The organism is Burkholderia sp. BDU5 (assembly GCF_001522845.1).
Taxonomy (GTDB): domain Bacteria; phylum Pseudomonadota; class Gammaproteobacteria; order Burkholderiales; family Burkholderiaceae; genus Burkholderia; species Burkholderia mayonis.
This window is the reverse complement of the sequence record NZ_LOWC01000053.1, coordinates 138,452-155,081: the sequence shown is the minus strand read 5'-3', so window position 1 is coordinate 155,081 and position 16,630 is coordinate 138,452. Positions and strand designations below refer to the sequence as shown.

Annotated in this window: 16 protein-coding genes; 11 read left to right on the top strand and 5 right to left on the bottom strand. The window is 68.1% G+C overall.

Features of this window, described 5'->3' with window-relative positions:
* Nucleotides 1-297 precede the first annotated feature (297 nt).
* The 10 genes from WS69_RS10920 (at nt 298) to WS69_RS10875 (ending at nt 11,512) form a co-directional block, all read left to right on the top strand.
* A complete protein-coding gene (locus WS69_RS10920) occupies nt 298-1,707 on the top strand; it encodes an aminopeptidase P N-terminal domain-containing protein (protein WP_059470784.1) in 1,410 nt (469 codons plus the stop codon).
* A 43-nt stretch (nt 1,708-1,750) separates the two neighbouring features.
* The gene (locus WS69_RS10915; RefSeq protein ID WP_059470783.1) at nt 1,751-2,944 is read left to right on the top strand and encodes a UbiH/UbiF/VisC/COQ6 family ubiquinone biosynthesis hydroxylase; all 1,194 of its coding nucleotides are present in this window, start codon (nt 1,751-1,753) and stop codon (nt 2,942-2,944) included.
* 613 nt (nt 2,945-3,557) lie between these two features.
* Nucleotides 3,558-4,622: a tRNA dihydrouridine synthase DusB gene (gene dusB / locus WS69_RS10910; protein WP_059470782.1), complete on the top strand. Its 1,065-nt coding sequence runs from the start codon at nt 3,558-3,560 to the stop codon at nt 4,620-4,622.
* A complete protein-coding gene (locus WS69_RS10905) occupies nt 4,619-4,852 on the top strand; it encodes a Fis family transcriptional regulator (protein ID WP_059470781.1) in 234 nt (77 codons plus the stop codon). Before dusB ends, WS69_RS10905 begins: the two co-directional genes overlap by 4 nt.
* A 43-nt stretch (nt 4,853-4,895) precedes the next feature.
* Nucleotides 4,896-6,461 carry a bifunctional phosphoribosylaminoimidazolecarboxamide formyltransferase/IMP cyclohydrolase gene (gene purH, locus WS69_RS10900; RefSeq protein ID WP_059470780.1) on the top strand — a complete coding sequence of 522 codons (1,566 nt, stop codon included), beginning with the start codon at nt 4,896-4,898 and terminating at the stop codon, nt 6,459-6,461.
* A 195-nt stretch (nt 6,462-6,656) separates the two neighbouring features.
* Nucleotides 6,657-7,199 carry a crossover junction endodeoxyribonuclease RuvC gene (gene ruvC, locus WS69_RS10895; protein ID WP_059470779.1) on the top strand — a complete coding sequence of 181 codons (543 nt, stop codon included), beginning with the start codon at nt 6,657-6,659 and terminating at the stop codon, nt 7,197-7,199.
* A gap of 317 nt (nt 7,200-7,516) precedes the next feature.
* Nucleotides 7,517-8,098: a Holliday junction branch migration protein RuvA gene (ruvA, locus tag WS69_RS10890; protein ID WP_059470778.1), complete on the top strand. Its 582-nt coding sequence runs from the start codon at nt 7,517-7,519 to the stop codon at nt 8,096-8,098.
* 99 nt (nt 8,099-8,197) lie between these two features.
* A complete protein-coding gene (gene ruvB, locus WS69_RS10885) occupies nt 8,198-9,268 on the top strand; it encodes a Holliday junction branch migration DNA helicase RuvB (protein ID WP_059470777.1) in 1,071 nt (356 codons plus the stop codon).
* Nucleotides 9,269-9,296: 28 nt separating this feature from the next.
* Nucleotides 9,297-10,250: an oxygenase MpaB family protein gene (locus tag WS69_RS10880; RefSeq protein WP_059470776.1), complete on the top strand. Its 954-nt coding sequence runs from the start codon at nt 9,297-9,299 to the stop codon at nt 10,248-10,250.
* 116 nt (nt 10,251-10,366) lie between these two features.
* Complete coding sequence (locus tag WS69_RS10875) at nt 10,367-11,512, top strand: ParB/Srx family N-terminal domain-containing protein (RefSeq protein WP_059470775.1); 1,146 nt, start codon at nt 10,367-10,369, stop codon at nt 11,510-11,512.
* A gap of 86 nt (nt 11,513-11,598) precedes the next feature.
* Here WS69_RS10875 and WS69_RS10870 read toward each other — a convergent pair whose 3' ends face one another.
* From WS69_RS10870 to tyrS, 3 genes are all read right to left on the bottom strand, one after another.
* Nucleotides 11,599-12,261 (bottom strand): histidine phosphatase family protein, encoded by a 663-nt coding sequence (locus tag WS69_RS10870; RefSeq protein ID WP_059470774.1) that lies wholly within the window; start codon nt 12,259-12,261, stop codon nt 11,599-11,601.
* A gap of 23 nt (nt 12,262-12,284) precedes the next feature.
* Nucleotides 12,285-12,743 carry a D-aminoacyl-tRNA deacylase gene (dtd, locus tag WS69_RS10865; RefSeq protein ID WP_059470773.1) on the bottom strand — a complete coding sequence of 153 codons (459 nt, stop codon included), beginning with the start codon at nt 12,741-12,743 and terminating at the stop codon, nt 12,285-12,287.
* Between the two features lie 61 nt (nt 12,744-12,804).
* A complete protein-coding gene (gene tyrS / locus WS69_RS10860) occupies nt 12,805-14,046 on the bottom strand; it encodes a tyrosine--tRNA ligase (RefSeq protein ID WP_059470772.1) in 1,242 nt (413 codons plus the stop codon).
* A gap of 168 nt (nt 14,047-14,214) precedes the next feature.
* Between tyrS and WS69_RS10855 the strand changes: the two genes are divergently transcribed.
* Nucleotides 14,215-15,360, top strand: coding sequence for an anhydro-N-acetylmuramic acid kinase (locus tag WS69_RS10855; RefSeq protein WP_059470771.1), 1,146 nt, complete (start codon nt 14,215-14,217; stop codon nt 15,358-15,360).
* Nucleotides 15,361-15,652: 292 nt separating this feature from the next.
* On the opposite strand, the gene erpA is transcribed toward WS69_RS10855, so the two are convergent.
* On the bottom strand, nt 15,653-16,021 hold the full coding sequence (gene erpA, locus WS69_RS10850; RefSeq protein ID WP_059470770.1) for an iron-sulfur cluster insertion protein ErpA: 369 nt from the start codon (nt 16,019-16,021) through the stop codon (nt 15,653-15,655).
* A 206-nt stretch (nt 16,022-16,227) separates the two neighbouring features.
* Nucleotides 16,228-16,620 carry a 30S ribosomal protein S9 gene (gene rpsI, locus WS69_RS10845; RefSeq protein WP_010106367.1) on the bottom strand — a complete coding sequence of 131 codons (393 nt, stop codon included), beginning with the start codon at nt 16,618-16,620 and terminating at the stop codon, nt 16,228-16,230.
* Between the last annotated feature and the right edge of the window lie 10 nt (nt 16,621-16,630).

Here is a 16,630-nt window from a genome sequence, read left to right as displayed (position 1 = left end):
TGTGGATGGTTTGCAACAATCGCGGCCGCCGCGCGGGCCGCGCGACCGGGCAAGACAGCGGAGGTTGCGCCGTGCGGTTTCGCGTTGCGGCCGTCCGGCTTTTGCCGCGGGCCCGAGCTGCCGTTTTGCACCGGCGCGTGCCGGCCAAGCGTGATTTCCCGCGGACCGCACGGCATCGCGCCGCGCACGGTGCGTCGTTGCGTGCGCGCCGTGGCGGCCGCATCGCCGCCGCACGACCGACGGCCCGCCGCCCCCACCCGTCGCGCGCGACCCGCGCGACGGCGCTACAATCGCGTGATGAATCAACCGACCGAACCCGCCATCGCCCTCGACGTCTACCGCCAGCGCCGTGACCGCGTGCTGGCATCGCTGCGCGCGCAAGGCGGCGGCGTCGCCATCGTGCCCACCGCGCCGGAAGTGCTCCGCAATCGCGACAGCGGCTATCCGTACCGGCACGACAGCTACTTCTACTACCTGACGGGCTTCACCGAGCCCGACGCGCTCCTCGTCCTCGACGCGTCGGCGACGGACGACGCGCCGCGTGCGATCCTGTTCTGCCGCGCGAAGAATCCCGAGCGCGAAATCTGGGAAGGGTTCCATTTCGGGCCCGAGGCCGCGCGGGACGCGTTCGGCTTCGACGCCGCGTTCCCATACGACGCGCTCGACGCCGAAATGCCGCGCATCGTCGCCGATGCGCACGCGCTCTTTTATCGCTTCGGCGTTTCGACCGAATTCGACGGCCGCCTGAACGGCTGGCTCGACGCGGTGCGCTCGCGCGCCCGCGCAGGCGTCGCCGCGCCAGGCGCCGCGTTCGATCTCGGGCCGCTGCTCGACGACATGCGGCTTGTCAAGGACGCGCACGAGCAAGCGATCATGCGCCGCGCGGCCGGGATTTCCGCGCTCGCGCACCTTCGCGCGATGGCCGCATGCCGACCTGGCATCCGCGAATACGAACTCGAAGCCGAGTTGCTTTACACGTTCCGCCGCCACGGCGCGCAATCGCCCGCGTACGGCTCGATCGTCGCGACGGGCGCGAACGCGTGCGTGCTCCACTACCCGGCGGGCGACGCGATCGTCGAGGACGGCGACCTGATCCTGATCGACGCGGCATGCGAGCTCGACGGCTACGCATCCGACATCACGCGCACGTTCCCGGCGAACGGCCGCTTTTCAGGCCCGCAGCGCGCGCTCTACGAGATCGTGCTCGCCGCGCAGGAAGCGGCGATCGCGGCGACGCGCGCGGGCGCCGCATTCGACGCGCCGCACGACGCCGCGGTGCGCGTGCTCGCACAGGGCATGCTCGACACCGGCCTCGTGCCGAAGACTCGCTTCGCGAGCGTCGACGACGTGATCGCCGAGCGCGCGTACACGCGCTTCTACATGCACCGCACGGGCCACTGGCTCGGGATGGACGTGCACGACTGCGGCGACTACCGCGAGCGCCGCGCGCCGCGCGACGACGACGGCGCGCTGCCGTCGCGCGTGCTGCACGCGGGGATGGCGCTCACGATCGAGCCGGGGCTGTACGTGCGTCCGGCCGACGACGTGCCACAGGCATTCTGGGACATCGGCATCCGGATCGAGGACGACGCGTTCGTCACGCCGACGGGATGCGAGCTGATCACGCGCGACGTGCCGGTGGCCGCGGACGAGATCGAGGCGCTGATGCGCGATGCGCCGACCCAGACCGTCCGCCCGCAGCCGTGACCCGCACCCGCTGCTTCCCACCGAGACCCACGATTCACGAACGATGACGACCGCCGCCCCTTCGCCTGCTTTCGACTTCGATATCGCGATCGTCGGCGCCGGGCCGGTCGGGCTCGCGCTCGCCGGCTGGCTCGCGCGCCGCAGTGCGACCCGTGCGCTGTCCGTCGCGCTGATCGACGCACGCGATCCCGACGCGAGCGCGAACGATCCTCGCGCGATTGCCGTGTCGCACGGCAGCCGGATGCTGCTCGATACGCTCGGCTGGCCGGGCGACGCGACGCCGATCGAGCACATCCACGTGTCGCAGCGCGGCCACTTCGGCCGCACGCTGATCGATCGCGACGAGCACGACCTCGCCGCGCTCGGCTACGTCGTGCGCTACGGCTCGATCGTGCAGGCGCTCGCGCGCGCGGTGCGCGGCACGCGCGCGCACTGGTTCACGTCGACGTCCGCGCATTCGCCGACGCAGGACGCCGACGGCGCGACGATCACGCTCGACACGCTGCAAGGCACGCGCGAGTTGCGCGCGCGCGTGCTCGTCAACGCGGAGGGCGGCCTCTTCGACGACCGGAAGCGCAAGCTGACCGAGAGTGCGAAGAGCCGCGACTACGGGCAGACGGCGCTCGTCGGCACCGTCACGGTGTCGGCGCCGCGGCCGCGCGTCGCGTGGGAGCGCTTCACCGCCGAAGGCCCGCTCGCGCTGCTGCCGCTCGGCGGCCCGCGGCAGGCGGACTACGCGCTCGTCTGGTGCTGCGCGCCCGATGTCGCGCGGCGGCGCAGCGAATTGTCCGACGACGCATTCCTGCAGGAACTCGGCGCGATGTTCGGCGCGCGGATGGGACGCTTCACGCAAATCGTCGGGCGCGCGGCGTTCCCGCTCGGACTCGCTGCGGCGGAAACGCTCGTCGACAGACGGATCGCGATCGTCGGCAACGCCGCGCAAACGCTGCACCCGGTCGCGGGCCAGGGGCTCAACCTCGGGCTGCGCGACGCGCACACGCTCGCCGAGACGCTGTCCGAACACGGCGCGACACCGCTCGCGCTCGCGACGTTCAACGCGCGCCGCGCGCTCGACAGGCGCCTCACGATCGGCGCGACCGACACGCTCGCACGCCTTTTCACCGTCGACTCGCGACCGCTCGCCGTGCTGCGCGGCGCGGCGCTCACCGCGCTCGAATTCGTGCCGCCGCTCAAGACCGCGATCGCGCGGCAGATGATGTTCGGGCAGCGGCGGTGAGGCGGGTGGCGTTGAGCGTTCGGCGTCGAGCGGCTGGCTGACGATCGGGTTGATGGCCGATTCCGTTGAAAAACGCCGTTTCCGAAACCTCGCTTGCCATTCGCGAAGAACCACCCCGTCAGATCGCTCGACAAGCCACGCTTGGGCGCCTGCCAAGGAAGAGGGCTCTTGGGAATCTGGCTCCGCCCATGGTCAGCGCGTTTTTCGACAGAATCGGCTGACGGCTGACGGCTGACGGCTGACGGCTGACGGCTGACATCCAGATTCTAATCTCTCACCTCGCGTACGCCTTCCGGCACACAGCCTACGCCGGCACGCACGCGGCAACGCCGCACGACGCATCGGCGCGACCGCAAAGCACGCGCGCACGGCATCGTCGGCGACATCGCTCGCATGGCCGGTTCGCGCGTCCCGAAACGACCTCCCGACGCATCGCGTGTACTCCGCTTTGCAGCCACGCACGATGCGCCATCCCACATTCACGCAATATTCATCGACGATTTAACGATTGCCGACAGTTGCCTAATTCGGCGGCACCAGCGGTTACGGTAAAATGCGCGTTTTCCCTTTCGCCTGCCCCCCGCCCGCGCCCCGCGCGGGCGCTCCCATTGCGATGCCCGTCCTAGGCTCTCACGTCCTGCGCAACAATCTGTTCGTCGCCCCGATGGCGGGCGTCACGGACCGGCCGTTCCGCCAGCTGTGCAAACGGCTCGGCGCGGGCTACGCCGTGTCCGAGATGGTCGCGTCGAACGCGCAGTTGTGGAAGAGCGAGAAGACGATGCGCCGCGCGAACCACGCGGGCGAAGTCGAACCGATCGCAGTGCAGATCGCGGGCGCCGATCCGGCGATGATGGCCGAGGCCGCGCGTCACAACGTCGCGAACGGCGCGCAGATCATCGACATCAACATGGGCTGTCCGGCGAAGAAGGTCTGCAACGTCGCCGCCGGCTCCGCGCTGCTGCAGAACGAACCGCTCGTGCAGCGAATCGTCGAGGCGGTGGTCGCCGCGGTCGGCACGGGGCCTGATGCGGTGCCCGTCACACTGAAGATCCGGACCGGCTGGGACCGCGAACACAAGAACGCGATCATGGTCGCGAAGCTCGCCGAGGCAGCCGGCATCTCGATGCTGACCGTGCACGGCAGAACCCGCGCCGATCTGTACCGCGGCGACGCCGAATACGACACGATCGCTGCCGTGAAGAGTGCGGTGCACATTCCGGTCGTCGCGAACGGCGACATTACGTCGCCGCAGAAAGCGAAGGCGGTGCTCGAAGCAACGGGCGCCGACGCGCTGATGATCGGCCGCGCGGCGCAAGGAAGGCCATGGCTTTTTCGAGAAATCGGTCATTTCCTGCAAAGCGGCGAGCTCCTGCCGCCGCCGCGCATCGACGAGATCCGCCAGGTGATGAACGAGCACCTCGAGGATCACTACGCGTTCTACGGCGAATTCACGGGAGTCCGTACTGCGCGCAAGCACATCGGCTGGTACACTCGCGGCCTTTCCGGTGCCAACGGATTCCGGCACCGGATGAATACGCTCGATTCCACGCGCGAGCAACTTGCCGCCGTCAACGAATTCTTCGACGCGCAACAGGCATTGTCCGACCGCCTCGTCTACGTGGACGAAGAAGACGGCGGCCGCGGCGAGCCGGGCGATCCTAACCAATTAGCAGCATGAGCAAGCACAACATCGAACAATGCGTCCGCGACAGCCTGGGTGGCTACTTCCGGGATCTCGACGGCTCCAATCCGCACGACGTCTACGAGATGGTGATGTCGTGCGTCGAAAAGCCTATGCTCGAAGTCGTGCTCGAACAGGCGGGCGGCAACCAGTCGCTCGCCGCGGAGTACCTCGGCATCAATCGCAACACGCTGCGCAAGAAGCTGCAGCAGCACGGCCTGCTGTAGGCGGCCGCCCCGTCCCCGTTTTCTGGCTATTGGTGGTTCCATCATGATCAAGCAAGCGCTCATTTCCGTTTCCGACAAGACCGGCATCGTCGACTTCGCAAAAGCGCTGTCCGAACTCGGCGTCAAGCTGCTGTCGACGGGCGGCACCGCGAAACTGCTCGCCGACGCGGGCCTGCCCGTCACCGAAGTGGCCGACTACACCGGCTTCCCGGAAATGCTCGATGGGCGCGTGAAGACGCTGCACCCGAAGGTGCATGGCGGCATCCTCGCTCGCCGCGACCTGCCCGAGCACATGCAGGCGCTCGAAGCGCACGGGATTCCGACGATCGATCTCCTCGTCGTGAACCTGTATCCGTTCGTCCAGACGATTGCGAAGGACGACTGCACGCTCGCCGACGCGATCGAGAACATCGACATCGGCGGCCCGACGATGCTGCGCTCGGCGGCGAAGAACCACCGCGACGTGACGGTCGTCGTCGATCCGGCCGACTACGCGGTCGTGCTCGACGAAATGAAGGCGAACGGCAACACGGTCGGCTACAAGACGAACTTCCGCCTCGCGACCAAGGTGTTCGCGCACACCGCGCAGTACGACGGCGCGATCACGAACTATCTGACGAGCCTGACGGAAGACCTGCAGCACGACTCGCGCAACCCGTACCCGGCGACGCTGAACCTCGCGTTCGACAAGGTGCAGGACCTGCGCTACGGCGAAAACCCGCACCAGAGCGCCGCGTTCTATCGCGACATCGCGACGCCGGCCGGCGCGCTCGCGAACTACCGCCAGTTGCAGGGCAAGGAACTGTCGTACAACAACATCGCCGATTCGGACGCCGCGTGGGAATGCGTGAAGACGTTCGACGCGCCCGCATGCGTGATCATCAAGCACGCGAATCCGTGCGGCGTCGCGCTCGGCGCGGATGCGGCCGAAGCGTACGCGAAGGCGTTCCAGACCGATCCGACGTCGGCGTTCGGCGGCATCATCGCGTTCAACCGCGAAGTCGACGAAGCCGCCGCGCAAGCGGTGGCGAAGCAGTTCGTCGAAGTGCTGATCGCGCCGTCGTTCTCGGATGCGGCGAAGCAGGTGTTCGCGGCGAAGCAGAACGTGCGTCTCCTCGAGATCGCGCTGGGCGACGGCCACAACGCGTTCGACCTGAAGCGCGTCGGCGGCGGCCTGCTCGTGCAGTCGCTCGATTCGAAGAACGTCCAGCCGCGCGAGCTGCGCGTCGTCACGAAGCGCCACCCGACGCCGAAGGAAATGGACGACCTGCTGTTCGCATGGCGCGTCGCGAAGTACGTGAAGTCGAACGCAATCGTGTTCTGCGGCAACGGGATGACGCTCGGCGTTGGCGCGGGCCAGATGAGCCGCGTCGATTCGGCGCGCATCGCTAGCATCAAGGCGCAGAACGCGGACCTCACGCTCGCCGGCTCGGCGGTCGCGTCGGACGCCTTCTTCCCGTTCCGCGACGGCCTCGACGTCGTCGTCACGGCGGGCGCGACCTGCGTGATCCAGCCGGGCGGCTCCGTGCGCGACGACGAAGTGATCGCCGCAGCCGACGAGCACAACATCGCGATGGTGCTGACGGGCGTGCGCCACTTCCGTCACTGATTCTCGCGACGCGTCGTTTTCAGCGAAACCCGGCGGTGTCTCACCGCCGGGTTTTTTATCGGACGTGCGATCTCGACGGGGCACGCGGTGATTTTTCGGCGCAGTGGCTTTTCGGTTCGGCGATTGCGCCCCGCCTTCGCCGAGATCCCGCGTCATTCGTGTAGTATCGGACGCAGACAGCTTTTCCGTTTTTTCATGCGAATCATCGGCATCGACCCCGGCTTGCGCGTCACGGGCTTCGGCGTGATCGACGTCAGCGGCCATCAGCTCGCGTACGTCGCAAGCGGCGTGATCAAGACCCCCACGGCCGACCTGCCCACGCGGCTCGGCACGATCTACGACGGCATCTCGACGTTGATCCGCGAGCACACCCCCGATCAGGCGGCGATCGAAAAAGTGTTCGTCAACGTCAATCCGCAATCGACGCTGCTTCTCGGCCAGGCGCGCGGCGCGGCGATCTGCGGGCTCGTGTCGGGCGGCCTGCCCGTCGCCGAATACACGGCGCTGCAGCTCAAGCAGGCGGTGGTCGGCTACGGACGCGCGACGAAAGAGCAGATGCAGGAAATGGTCGCACGCCTGCTGAGTCTGTCCGGACGGCCCGGCACCGACGCGGCCGACGCGCTCGGGATGGCGATCTGCCACGCGCACGGCGGCGACACGCTCAACACGCTCGGCGGCATCGCGCCCGCGCTCGCGAAAAAAGGGCTGCGCGTTCGGCGCGGACGGCTCGTCGGGTAACGCGGATGTCCGGCGACGCATTGCGGACGCCGGCACCGCCTCCGCTCGAATCAATCGTCGTCGATCGCCCCCCATCCATTGCCTCAAACGCGCCGGACGCGCCGGCAATTCCAACACTCCCGGCAACGCCAACCACGCCTGCCGCTCGAGCCGCCCCCACGCAGCCCGGATACTCCGAACGCGCCCGGCGCACCGTCCCGTCGGCCACGCTCGCCGCACGCAACCCGCAGCCCGCTGGCGATCTTCCGGCCGTCCCGCTGCCGCGCGCGCACTGCGGTGCGCTACACTCGCGCTTTCCGTTCCGTCCCGCACTCGCCATGATCGGTCGCATCGCCGGCACCCTGCTCGAAAAGAATCCCCCGCACCTCCTCGTCGACTGCAACGGCGTCGGCTATGAAGTCGACGTACCGATGAGCACGTTCTACAACCTGCCGCACACGGGCGAGAAGGTCGTGCTGCTGACCCAACTGATCGTCCGCGAGGACGCGCACCTGCTGTACGGCTTCCTGACGCCGCAAGAGCGCTCGACGTTCCGCGAACTGCTCAAGATCACAGGCGTCGGCGCGCGGATGGCGCTCGCCGTGCTGTCCGGGATGAGCGTCGCGGAGCTGTCGCAAGCGGTCACGCTGCAGGACGCCGCGCGCCTCACACGCGTGCCCGGCATCGGCAAGAAGACGGCCGAGCGCCTGCTCCTCGAACTCAAAGGCAAGCTCGGCGCCGATCTCGGCCCGCTCGCCGGCGCGGCGTCCCCGTCCGACCACGCGACCGACATCCTCAACGCGCTCGTTGCGCTCGGCTATTCGGAAAAGGAAGCGCTCGCCGCGATCAAGAACGTGCCGGCCGGCACCGGCGTGTCCGAAGGCATCAAGCTGTCGCTCAAGGCGCTGTCGAAGGCGTAACGGCGCGTCGTTGGAGACAGCTTCTCACGCCGGTCGCCAGGCGGCGACTCGGCCGTTCGGCCAGGTTGGCCGGACCGCGCCGCGCGGTACAATGGCCGCATGATCGAAACCGACAAACTCGCCGCCGAGCGGATCATCGCCGCCACGCCCGTGTCTTCGCACGAAGAAGCGTTCGAACGCGCGCTGCGCCCGCGCCAGCTCGACGAATACGTCGGCCAGGAGAAGGTGCGCGACCAGCTCGAGATCTTCATCGAGGCCGCGAAGCGCCGCTCCGAAGCGCTCGACCACGTGCTGCTGTTCGGGCCGCCCGGCCTCGGCAAGACGACGCTCGCGCACATCATCGCGCGCGAGATGGGCGTGAACCTGCGTCAGACGTCCGGCCCCGTGCTCGAGCGCGCAGGCGACCTCGCCGCGCTCCTCACGAACCTCGAAGCGAACGACGTCCTCTTCATCGACGAAATCCACCGACTGTCGCCTGTCGTCGAGGAAATCCTGTATCCGGCGCTCGAGGATTACCAGATCGACATCATGATCGGCGAGGGGCCGGCCGCGCGCAGCGTGAAGCTCGACCTGCAGCCGTTCACGCTCGTCGGCGCGACGACGCGCGCGGGCATGCTGACCAATCCGCTGCGCGACCGCTTCGGAATCGTCGCGCGACTCGAGTTCTACGACGCCGAGCAGCTATCGCGGATCGTGCGCCGCTCGGCCGCGCTCCTCAACGCGCCGATCGATCCGAACGGCGCGCTCGAAATCGCGAAACGCTCGCGCGGCACGCCGCGGATCGCGAACCGCCTGCTGCGCCGCGTGCGCGACTACGCGGAAGTGAGAGCCGACGGCAACATCACCGCTGCCGTCGCGGACGCCGCGCTCGCGATGCTCGACGTCGATCCGGTCGGCTTCGACCTGATGGACCGCAAGCTGCTCGAGGCGATCCTGCACAAATTCGACGGCGGGCCGGTCGGCGTCGACAACCTCGCCGCCGCGATCGGCGAGGAACGCGACACGATCGAGGACGTGCTCGAGCCGTACCTGATCCAGCAGGGGTTCTTGCAGCGCACGCCGCGCGGCCGCGTCGCGACGCTCCTCACGTACCGGCACTTCGGACTCTCCGCGCCGGACGCCGCGAGCGCCGTGTGCAATCTCTGGGACACGCCGGACGCTCAGCGCTGACGCCGTTCCCGTTCCGACGAGCCAATCGATGTCCGCCCCGCTACACGACCGCCCAGCACGCTCGACGATCGGCCGTCCGCTCGTCGAGCGCGTGCGCGCGCGCGTCGCAGGCGGCGTCACGCATCTGACGGCAGGCAGCGGCCCGTCGCTCGACTACTCGTCGCCGCCCGGCGACCCTGGCCTCTTCGGCCCCGACGCGGTGTGCTGGAAAGTGCACGCCGATTTCACGTCGATGATGACGGGCGGCATCTCCGCACTGCTGCTGCAAGCGCTGCAGCCGCTCGCGCTCGCGGGCGTGTGGGACCATTCGACGTTCCGCACCGACATCCTCGGCCGCCTGCGCCGCACCGCGACGTTCATCTCCGGCACGACGTACGGCAGCCGCGCCGACGCGCTGAAGCTGATCGAGCGCGTGAAGGCGATCCACGAGACCGTCACCGGCACGGGACCCGACGGCCGCCCGTATCGCGCGAGCGACCCGGCGCTGCTGACGTGGGTGCACGTCGCCGAAGTGTCGAGCTTTCTCGCCGCGCACTTGCGCTACATGAATCCGCTGCTGTCGGGTGCCGACCAGGACCGCTACTACGCGGAAACGGCGCGCGTCGCCGAACTGCTCGGCGCGACGAACGTGCCCAAGACGCGCGCCGACGTCGCCGCGTACTTCGCCGCGATGCGCCCCGAACTGGAAGCGAGCGAACGCACGCACGAGGTGGTGCGCATCCTGACGAACGTGCCGGTGCCGAAGCCGGCGATGCGCCCCGCCGCCACGCTGCTGTTCAACGCCGGCGTCGATCTGCTGCCGACTTGGGCGCAGCAGATGCTCGGCCTGTCGGCTCTCGCTCCCGTGCGCCGCGCGCTCGTGCGGCCCGGCGTGCGGATCGTCGCGCCGGTGATCCGCTGGGCGCTCGTCAACGGCGTGTCGAAGCGCGCCCGCCGGCGCGTCGCCGCGTCGCCCCAGCAGCCCGGCCGCACCGGCAAGTAGCCAAATCCGTCGATTTCATTTCAAATACCTGTCACATCGATTCGCGATGCTGACGGGTCCGCGCACGCGCGTCAGCCGCGCGCCGCCGCCCAACCCATTGTCGACGCCATTGCCCGATGCCCCATCCGCTCTCCCGCCTCGTCGCCGTTACCGCCTTTTCGCTCATTGCCGCGATCGCCGCATGCGGCGGTGACGGCACGGCCTCCGTCGCCCCGATCGCCGCCGTCGAAGCCGGCGCAAACGGCTCCACACCAGGCAGTGCAACGGCCCCGGGGAGCGCCGGCAATCCGTCGCCATCGACGCCCGCGCCCGTGCAGGGCAAATGGAAAAGCGTGCGCACGGGCGACATGCTCGACGTGGTGCTCGGTGAGCTGCGTCCGACGCAAGGCGCGCTCGGCTACGACCAGATCTACTACAAGCTCGGTCGCTACGAGCGGCAGCCCGACAAGAAATTCGACGATTTCTGCGCAGACGAAGGGCTCGGCGGCGTCGCGTCGGACGGCTACACCGCGCAATCGATGCTGCGCGACGCCGCGAGCTACGCTTGCGCGACCGGCGCCGACGCGCGCGACCGCACGGTGCTCAATCCCGTCGTCGTCGGCCCGAACGGCGACACGCTGTACGTGACCGACGGTCACCACGGCCTGTCGACCTATTACGAGACGCCCGACGGCGGCCCGACGCTCCACGTGCACGTCGTCGTCAAGGACAACCTCAGCGACTACTCGGGCGCGGCGTTCTGGCGGCAGATGCAAAGCCGCGGCTACACGCGCCTGAAGGACGGCGACGGGCGGCCGATCGCGCCGGATCAGTTGCCCGCCGGGCTCGGGCTCACGCTCGGCATGCAGGATGACCGTTACCGGTCGCTCGTCTATTTCACGCGCGACATCGGCTACGCGAAGCCCGCGCAAGCGACCGACTACCTGGAATTCTACTGGGCCGACTGGCTGCGCGGGCAGCCGGCGACGTTCTCGCTCGCCGGCTACGACCTGGCGCGCGCGGGCGCGACTGATCCCGACCCGGCAGCGGCCGATACGGGCTACCTGAATGCGGTATGGAATGCGTCGGCGAGAATGGTCGCGTCGACCGATCCGGTGATCGACGGCAAGACAGGCGCCGACCTCGGGCGCGCCGATCAGATCAACGGCGGCAAGAAATACGGCAAAGGGGAATTCGACAAGCTGCGCCAGCCGATCACGGCCGACAAGCCCGGCAAGATCGCGTATGCGCTCGATTACAAGGCGCGCCACGGGCTGCGCTGACGCTGACGGCCGTCGCCGGCGCGCCGCGACGGCCGAACAGCCTCGCGGCCAAGCGCGCACTCGCGCACACGAGCCGCGCTACGGCGTCACAGAACCTTCCGATAGCCGTCGTCGTCGCTCGCTTCGCTTAAGTGACCGACGTCGGCCCAGCGAACGACGCGCGCGCGGCCGCCATCGTAATCGACGACGTTGACGCTCGTGTTCAGGAGCGCGTGCTTGCGCGGCGCGTCGAGCGGCAGATCGTTCGCGAACCGGTACACGCAGTCGAGCACGCCGCCGTGCGCGACGCACGCGATGCGCGCACCCGGATGGGCGGCGACGATCCGCTCGACCTCGTGCAACACGCGGTGATGGAACGCGCGGTGCGATTCGCCGCCTTCCGGCTCAAAGCCGGGATCGCGCGTCTGCCACTGCGCGAACGCGCCGGGAAAGCGCGCCTCGATCTCGGCGCTGTCATGCCCCTGGAACACGCCGTACGCGCGCTCGCGCAGCCCTTCGCGCAGCACGAGCGGCAGGCCGAGCGCGTCGGCCGCCGGCTGCGCGGTTTGCTGCGCGCGCGACAGATCGCTCGAATAGATCGCGTCGATCCGCGCGCCGGCGCGTGCGTCGCGCGCGAGACGCTCGGCCAGTTGCCGCGCCTGCGCGAGCCCCGTGTCGGCGAGCGGAATGTCGATGTGGCCTTGAATCCGCTTGATGCGGTTCCAGGCTGTCTCGCCGTGGCGGATGAAGAGGATCTGCGTCGTGGCCATCGGGGCGGTCTCGAATCGAAGCATCAGGGGCGCGTCTGCAGCCAGAACGTCACAGGGCCGTCGTTCACGAGCGACACCTGCATGTCGGCGCCGAACTCGCCCGTCGCGACGATCGGATGACGCTCGCGAGCCGCGCGCGCGAAGTAGTCAAAGAGGCGCGCGCCCTCGTCGGGCGGCGCAGCGGGCGTGAAGCTCGGGCGCAGGCCGCTGTTCGTGTCGGCCGCGAGCGTGAACTGCGACACGAGCAACAGGCCGCCCGCGCCCCCCGTGCCGTCGATGTTCGACACGGGCAGGTTCATCTTGCCCGCCGCGTCGCTGAACACCCGGTAGCCGAGCACCTTCGCGAGCAGCTTGTCGGCGGCGGCCTCGGTGTCGCCGCGCTCCGCGCAGACGAGCGCGAGGAGGCCCGGGCCGATCTCGCCCGTCACGCGGTCGCCGACACGCACGTCGGCGCGCTTCACGCGCTGGATCAGCGCGATCATGTGCGCGCCTCCGCCGCACGCGCGGCGCGCAGAACGCTCAGTCGAATCGTGGGCCGCGCGCTCATGCGGTGAGCGTCACGCGCGCGAAGCGGCGCTTGCCGACCTGCACGACGAACTCGCCCGCTTCGACCTTCAGCGCCTTGTCGGACACCGTTGCGCCGTCGATCTTCACGCCGCCCTGCTCGATATTGCGCAGCGCCTCGCTCGTCGACGGCACGAGCCCCGCCTGCTTCAGCAACTGGCCGATCGCGAGCGGCGCGCCGGCGAGCGTCACCGTGGCGATGTCGTCGGGCACGCCGCCCTTCGCACGGTGATTGAAGTCTTCGAGCGCGCGCTCGGCATCGGCGCGCGAATGGAAGCGCTCGACGATCTCCTGCGCGAGCATCACCTTGAAGTCACGCGGATTGCGCCCGCCTTCGGCTTCGGCGCGGAACTGCGCGATCTCGTCGAGGCTGCGGAACGACAGCAGCTCGAAGTAGCGCCACATCAGCACGTCCGAGATGCTCATCAGCTTGCCGAACATGTCGTTCGGCTTCTCGCTGATGCCGACGTAGTTGCCCTTCGACTTCGACATCTTCTCGACGCCGTCGAGGCCTTCGAGAAGCGGCATCGTCAGGATGCACTGCTGCTCCTGCCCGTACTGCTTCTGCAGTTCGCGGCCGACGAGCAGGTTGAATTTCTGATCGGTGCCGCCCAGCTCGAGATCGGCGTTCAGCGCGACCGAGTCGTAGCCTTGCATCAGCGGGTACAGGAATTCGTGGATCGAGATCGGGATGCCGCCCTGGAAGCGCTTCGTGAAGTCCTCGCGCTCGAGCATTCGCGCGACCGTGTAGCGCGACGCGAGCTTGATCATCCCGTCCGCGCCGAGCGGCATCGACCATTCGCTGTTGTAGCGGATCTCGGTCTTCTCGCGGTCGAGCACGAGCGCCGCCTGCTCGAAGTAGGTCTTCGCGTTCGATTCGATCTGCTCGCGCGTGAGCGGCGGGCGCGTCGCGTTGCGGCCCGACGGATCGCCGATCAGCGACGTGAAGTCGCCGATCAGGAAGATCACCGTGTGGCCGAGATCCTGCAACTGGCGCATCTTGTTCAGCACGACCGTGTGGCCGATGTGGATGTCGGGCGCGGTCGGATCGAGGCCCAGCTTGATGCGCAGCGGCTTGCCCGTCGACGCGCTTTTCGCGAGCTTCTGCGCGAACTCTTCCTCGATCAGCAGTTCGTCGACGCCGCGCTTCGTGACGGCGAGCGCGTGGCGGACCTCATCGGTGATCGGGAAGGCGGGCTTGGAAGTGGGATCGGTGCTCATCGGTGCAAGAGGAAGAAATGTCGCAAAAAGAGCAATTTTCCCATAAGTTGCGCGCGGACCGCTTAACGACGCGCGCGCTTGCGCGGATAATCGGGCACGACGGCGCGCAGCAAGCCTTCCGCGCGCATCCAACCTCGATTCCGGAGCAATGACGTGGCGCCCAACCGCATGCAACCCGGCCATCCCGCGGATGGCGTGTATTTCGGCCTGATGTCGGGTACGAGCATGGACGGCGTCGACGGCGTCGCCGTCCGTTTCGAGACGGGCAAGCCGCCCGCGGTGCTGTCCGAAGCGTTCGTCGGCTTCGCCGATACGCTGCGCGACGCACTCTTCGCGCTGCAGCAGACGGGCGACGACGAGATCGAGCGCGAAGCGCTCGCCGCGAACGCACTTGCCGCGCGCTACGCGGCGTGCTGCCACGAACTGCTGCGCGCCGCGGGCCTCGCGCCCGAGAACGTACGCGCGCTCGGCGTGCACGGACAGACGGTGCGGCACCGGCCCGAGCGCGGCTACACGCGGCAGATCAACAACGCGGCGCTGCTCGCCGAGCTGACCCGCATCGACGTGATCGCGGACTTCCGCAGCCGCGACGTCGCCGCGGGCGGCCAGGGTGCGCCGCTCGTGCCGGCGTTCCACGCGACCATGTTCGGCTCGTCGAACGAAACGCGCGTCGTCTGCAATCTCGGCGGCATCAGCAACATCACGATCCTGCCCGCCGCGCGCGACGCGCGGGACGAATCGGTGCGCGGCTTCGACTGCGGCCCGGCGAACGCGCTGATCGATGCGTGGGCGGAACGCCATCTGAAGCAGCCGTTCGACGAGGGCGGGCGCTTCGCGGCGCGCGGCACGGTCGACGACGCGCTGCTCGCCGCGCTGCTCGATGAGCCGTATTTCCGCCAGAACGCGCCGAAAAGCACGGGGCGCGATCTCTTCAACACCGATTGGCTCGACACGAAGCTCGCCGGTTTCTCGGGCCTCGCGCCCGAAAACGTGCAGGCGACGCTCACCGTCCTGACCGCGGCGACCATCGCCGACGAGATCGCGCGGCATGCAAGCGACTGCCGCGCCGTCTACGTGTGCGGCGGCGGCGCACGCAATCCGGTGCTGCTCGCCGCGATCGCGGCCGCGCTCGCGGCGCGCGGGCTCGATGCGCCGGTCAACACGACGGCTGCGCTCGGCGTGCCGCCGCAGCAGGTCGAGTCGCTCGCGTTCGCGTGGCTCGCGTACCGCTTCAACGCGCGCGCGCCGGGCAACGTGTCGGCCGTCACGGGCGCGGCGGGCGAGCGCGTCTTGGGCGCGCTCTATCCGCGCTGAAGCGCCAACGGCGCGCGCCGTCGTGCGAGTCCCGTCCGGGTCGCCCGGGGACAGCCGCACGCCGAATCGCCACATCGCATCGCGCGCGCATAAAAAACGGGGCATGAAGCCCTAATGCCGTTCAGTCAATATGCGTGGTTCGCAGTGGCCTAGCCTTGCAGAACCAACGAAAAAGGCCGCTCCGGTATCAATCGGAGCGGCCTTTTTGATTCAACTGAACGACATTAGGGCATGAAGCCCCGTTTTTTTGAACGGACGACGTGCGTCCGTTCGAGCGACCGGATCGGTTCGGTCAGACCGAGAACGACGAGCCGCAGCCACAAGTCGTGGTCGCGTTCGGGTTCTTGATGACGAATTGCGCGCCGTTCAGATCGTCCTTGTAGTCGATCTCGGCGCCGACGAGGTACTGATAGCTCATCGCGTCGACGAGCAGCACGACGCCGTTCTTGTTGAGCACGGTGTCGTCCTCGTTGACTTCCTCGTCGAACGTAAAGCCGTACTGGAAGCCGGAGCAACCGCCGCCTTGCACGAATACGCGCAGTTTAAGTTCAGGGTTGCCTTCTTCGTCGATCAATTGCTTGACCTTATCGGCCGCCGCGTCGGTGAAGACGAACGGAGCCGGCATCTCGGTGGTTGCCGCGGATTCGGTGACAGCGTTCATGCGAACTCTCCAAAAAGCCATTGCCTGCTATTGTAGGGCCGATCCTTAGATCGTGCTGACGCAGGCGAAATCAAGAGGCGCACCGGCGTTTTTCGCGCATTCGTTGCACAAACGCAAGCTGCGTTCACATAAAAAAACCGCCAGCGCGAAAACTGGCGGTTTTTCTTGCAGTGACGCCGCCCGAAAGCGGCGCGCAGCACGAGCGATTAACGCTTCGAGAACTGCTTGGCGCGGCGTGCCTTGTGGAGACCGACCTTCTTGCGCTCCACTTCACGCGCGTCACGCGTGACGAAGCCCGCGCTCGACAGCGTCGGCTTCAGCGTCGCGTCGTAGTCGATCAGCGCGCGGGTGATGCCGTGACGCACTGCGCCCGCTTGACCCGTTTCGCCACCGCCCGACACGTTCACCTTGATGTCGAACGTCTGGCTGTGGCTCGTGAGCTCCAGCGGCTGACGCACGATCATCAGCGACGTTTCGCGCGAGAAGTAGTCAGCGATGGGCTTACCGTTGACGATGATGTCGCCCTTGCCAGCCTTGATGAAGACACGAGCGACTGCGCTCTTGCGGCGGCCCGTACCGTAATTCCAGTTACCGATCATGTGGGCTCCC

Excerpts from the sequence above, each read along its gene's own strand:
- WS69_RS10920 (WP_059470784.1), top strand. The coding sequence starts at position 298 with ATGAATCAACCGACCGAACCCGCCATCGCCCTCGACGTCTACCGCCAG.
- WS69_RS10915 (WP_059470783.1), top strand. The coding sequence starts at position 1,751 with ATGACGACCGCCGCCCCTTCGCCTGCTTTCGACTTCGATATCGCGATC.
- dusB (WP_059470782.1), top strand. The coding sequence starts at position 3,558 with ATGCCCGTCCTAGGCTCTCACGTCCTGCGCAACAATCTGTTCGTCGCC.
- WS69_RS10905 (WP_059470781.1), top strand. The coding sequence starts at position 4,619 with ATGAGCAAGCACAACATCGAACAATGCGTCCGCGACAGCCTGGGTGGC.
- purH (WP_059470780.1), top strand. The coding sequence starts at position 4,896 with ATGATCAAGCAAGCGCTCATTTCCGTTTCCGACAAGACCGGCATCGTC.
- ruvC (WP_059470779.1), top strand. The coding sequence starts at position 6,657 with ATGCGAATCATCGGCATCGACCCCGGCTTGCGCGTCACGGGCTTCGGC.
- ruvA (WP_059470778.1), top strand. The coding sequence starts at position 7,517 with ATGATCGGTCGCATCGCCGGCACCCTGCTCGAAAAGAATCCCCCGCAC.
- ruvB (WP_059470777.1), top strand. The coding sequence starts at position 8,198 with ATGATCGAAACCGACAAACTCGCCGCCGAGCGGATCATCGCCGCCACG.
- WS69_RS10880 (WP_059470776.1), top strand. The coding sequence starts at position 9,297 with ATGTCCGCCCCGCTACACGACCGCCCAGCACGCTCGACGATCGGCCGT.
- WS69_RS10875 (WP_059470775.1), top strand. The coding sequence starts at position 10,367 with ATGCCCCATCCGCTCTCCCGCCTCGTCGCCGTTACCGCCTTTTCGCTC.
- WS69_RS10870 (WP_059470774.1), bottom strand. The coding sequence starts at position 12,261 with ATGGCCACGACGCAGATCCTCTTCATCCGCCACGGCGAGACAGCCTGG.
- dtd (WP_059470773.1), bottom strand. The coding sequence starts at position 12,743 with ATGATCGCGCTGATCCAGCGCGTGAAGCGCGCCGACGTGCGTGTCGGC.
- tyrS (WP_059470772.1), bottom strand. The coding sequence starts at position 14,046 with ATGAGCACCGATCCCACTTCCAAGCCCGCCTTCCCGATCACCGATGAG.
- WS69_RS10855 (WP_059470771.1), top strand. The coding sequence starts at position 14,215 with ATGCAACCCGGCCATCCCGCGGATGGCGTGTATTTCGGCCTGATGTCG.
- erpA (WP_059470770.1), bottom strand. The coding sequence starts at position 16,021 with ATGAACGCTGTCACCGAATCCGCGGCAACCACCGAGATGCCGGCTCCG.
- rpsI (WP_010106367.1), bottom strand. The coding sequence starts at position 16,620 with ATGATCGGTAACTGGAATTACGGTACGGGCCGCCGCAAGAGCGCAGTC.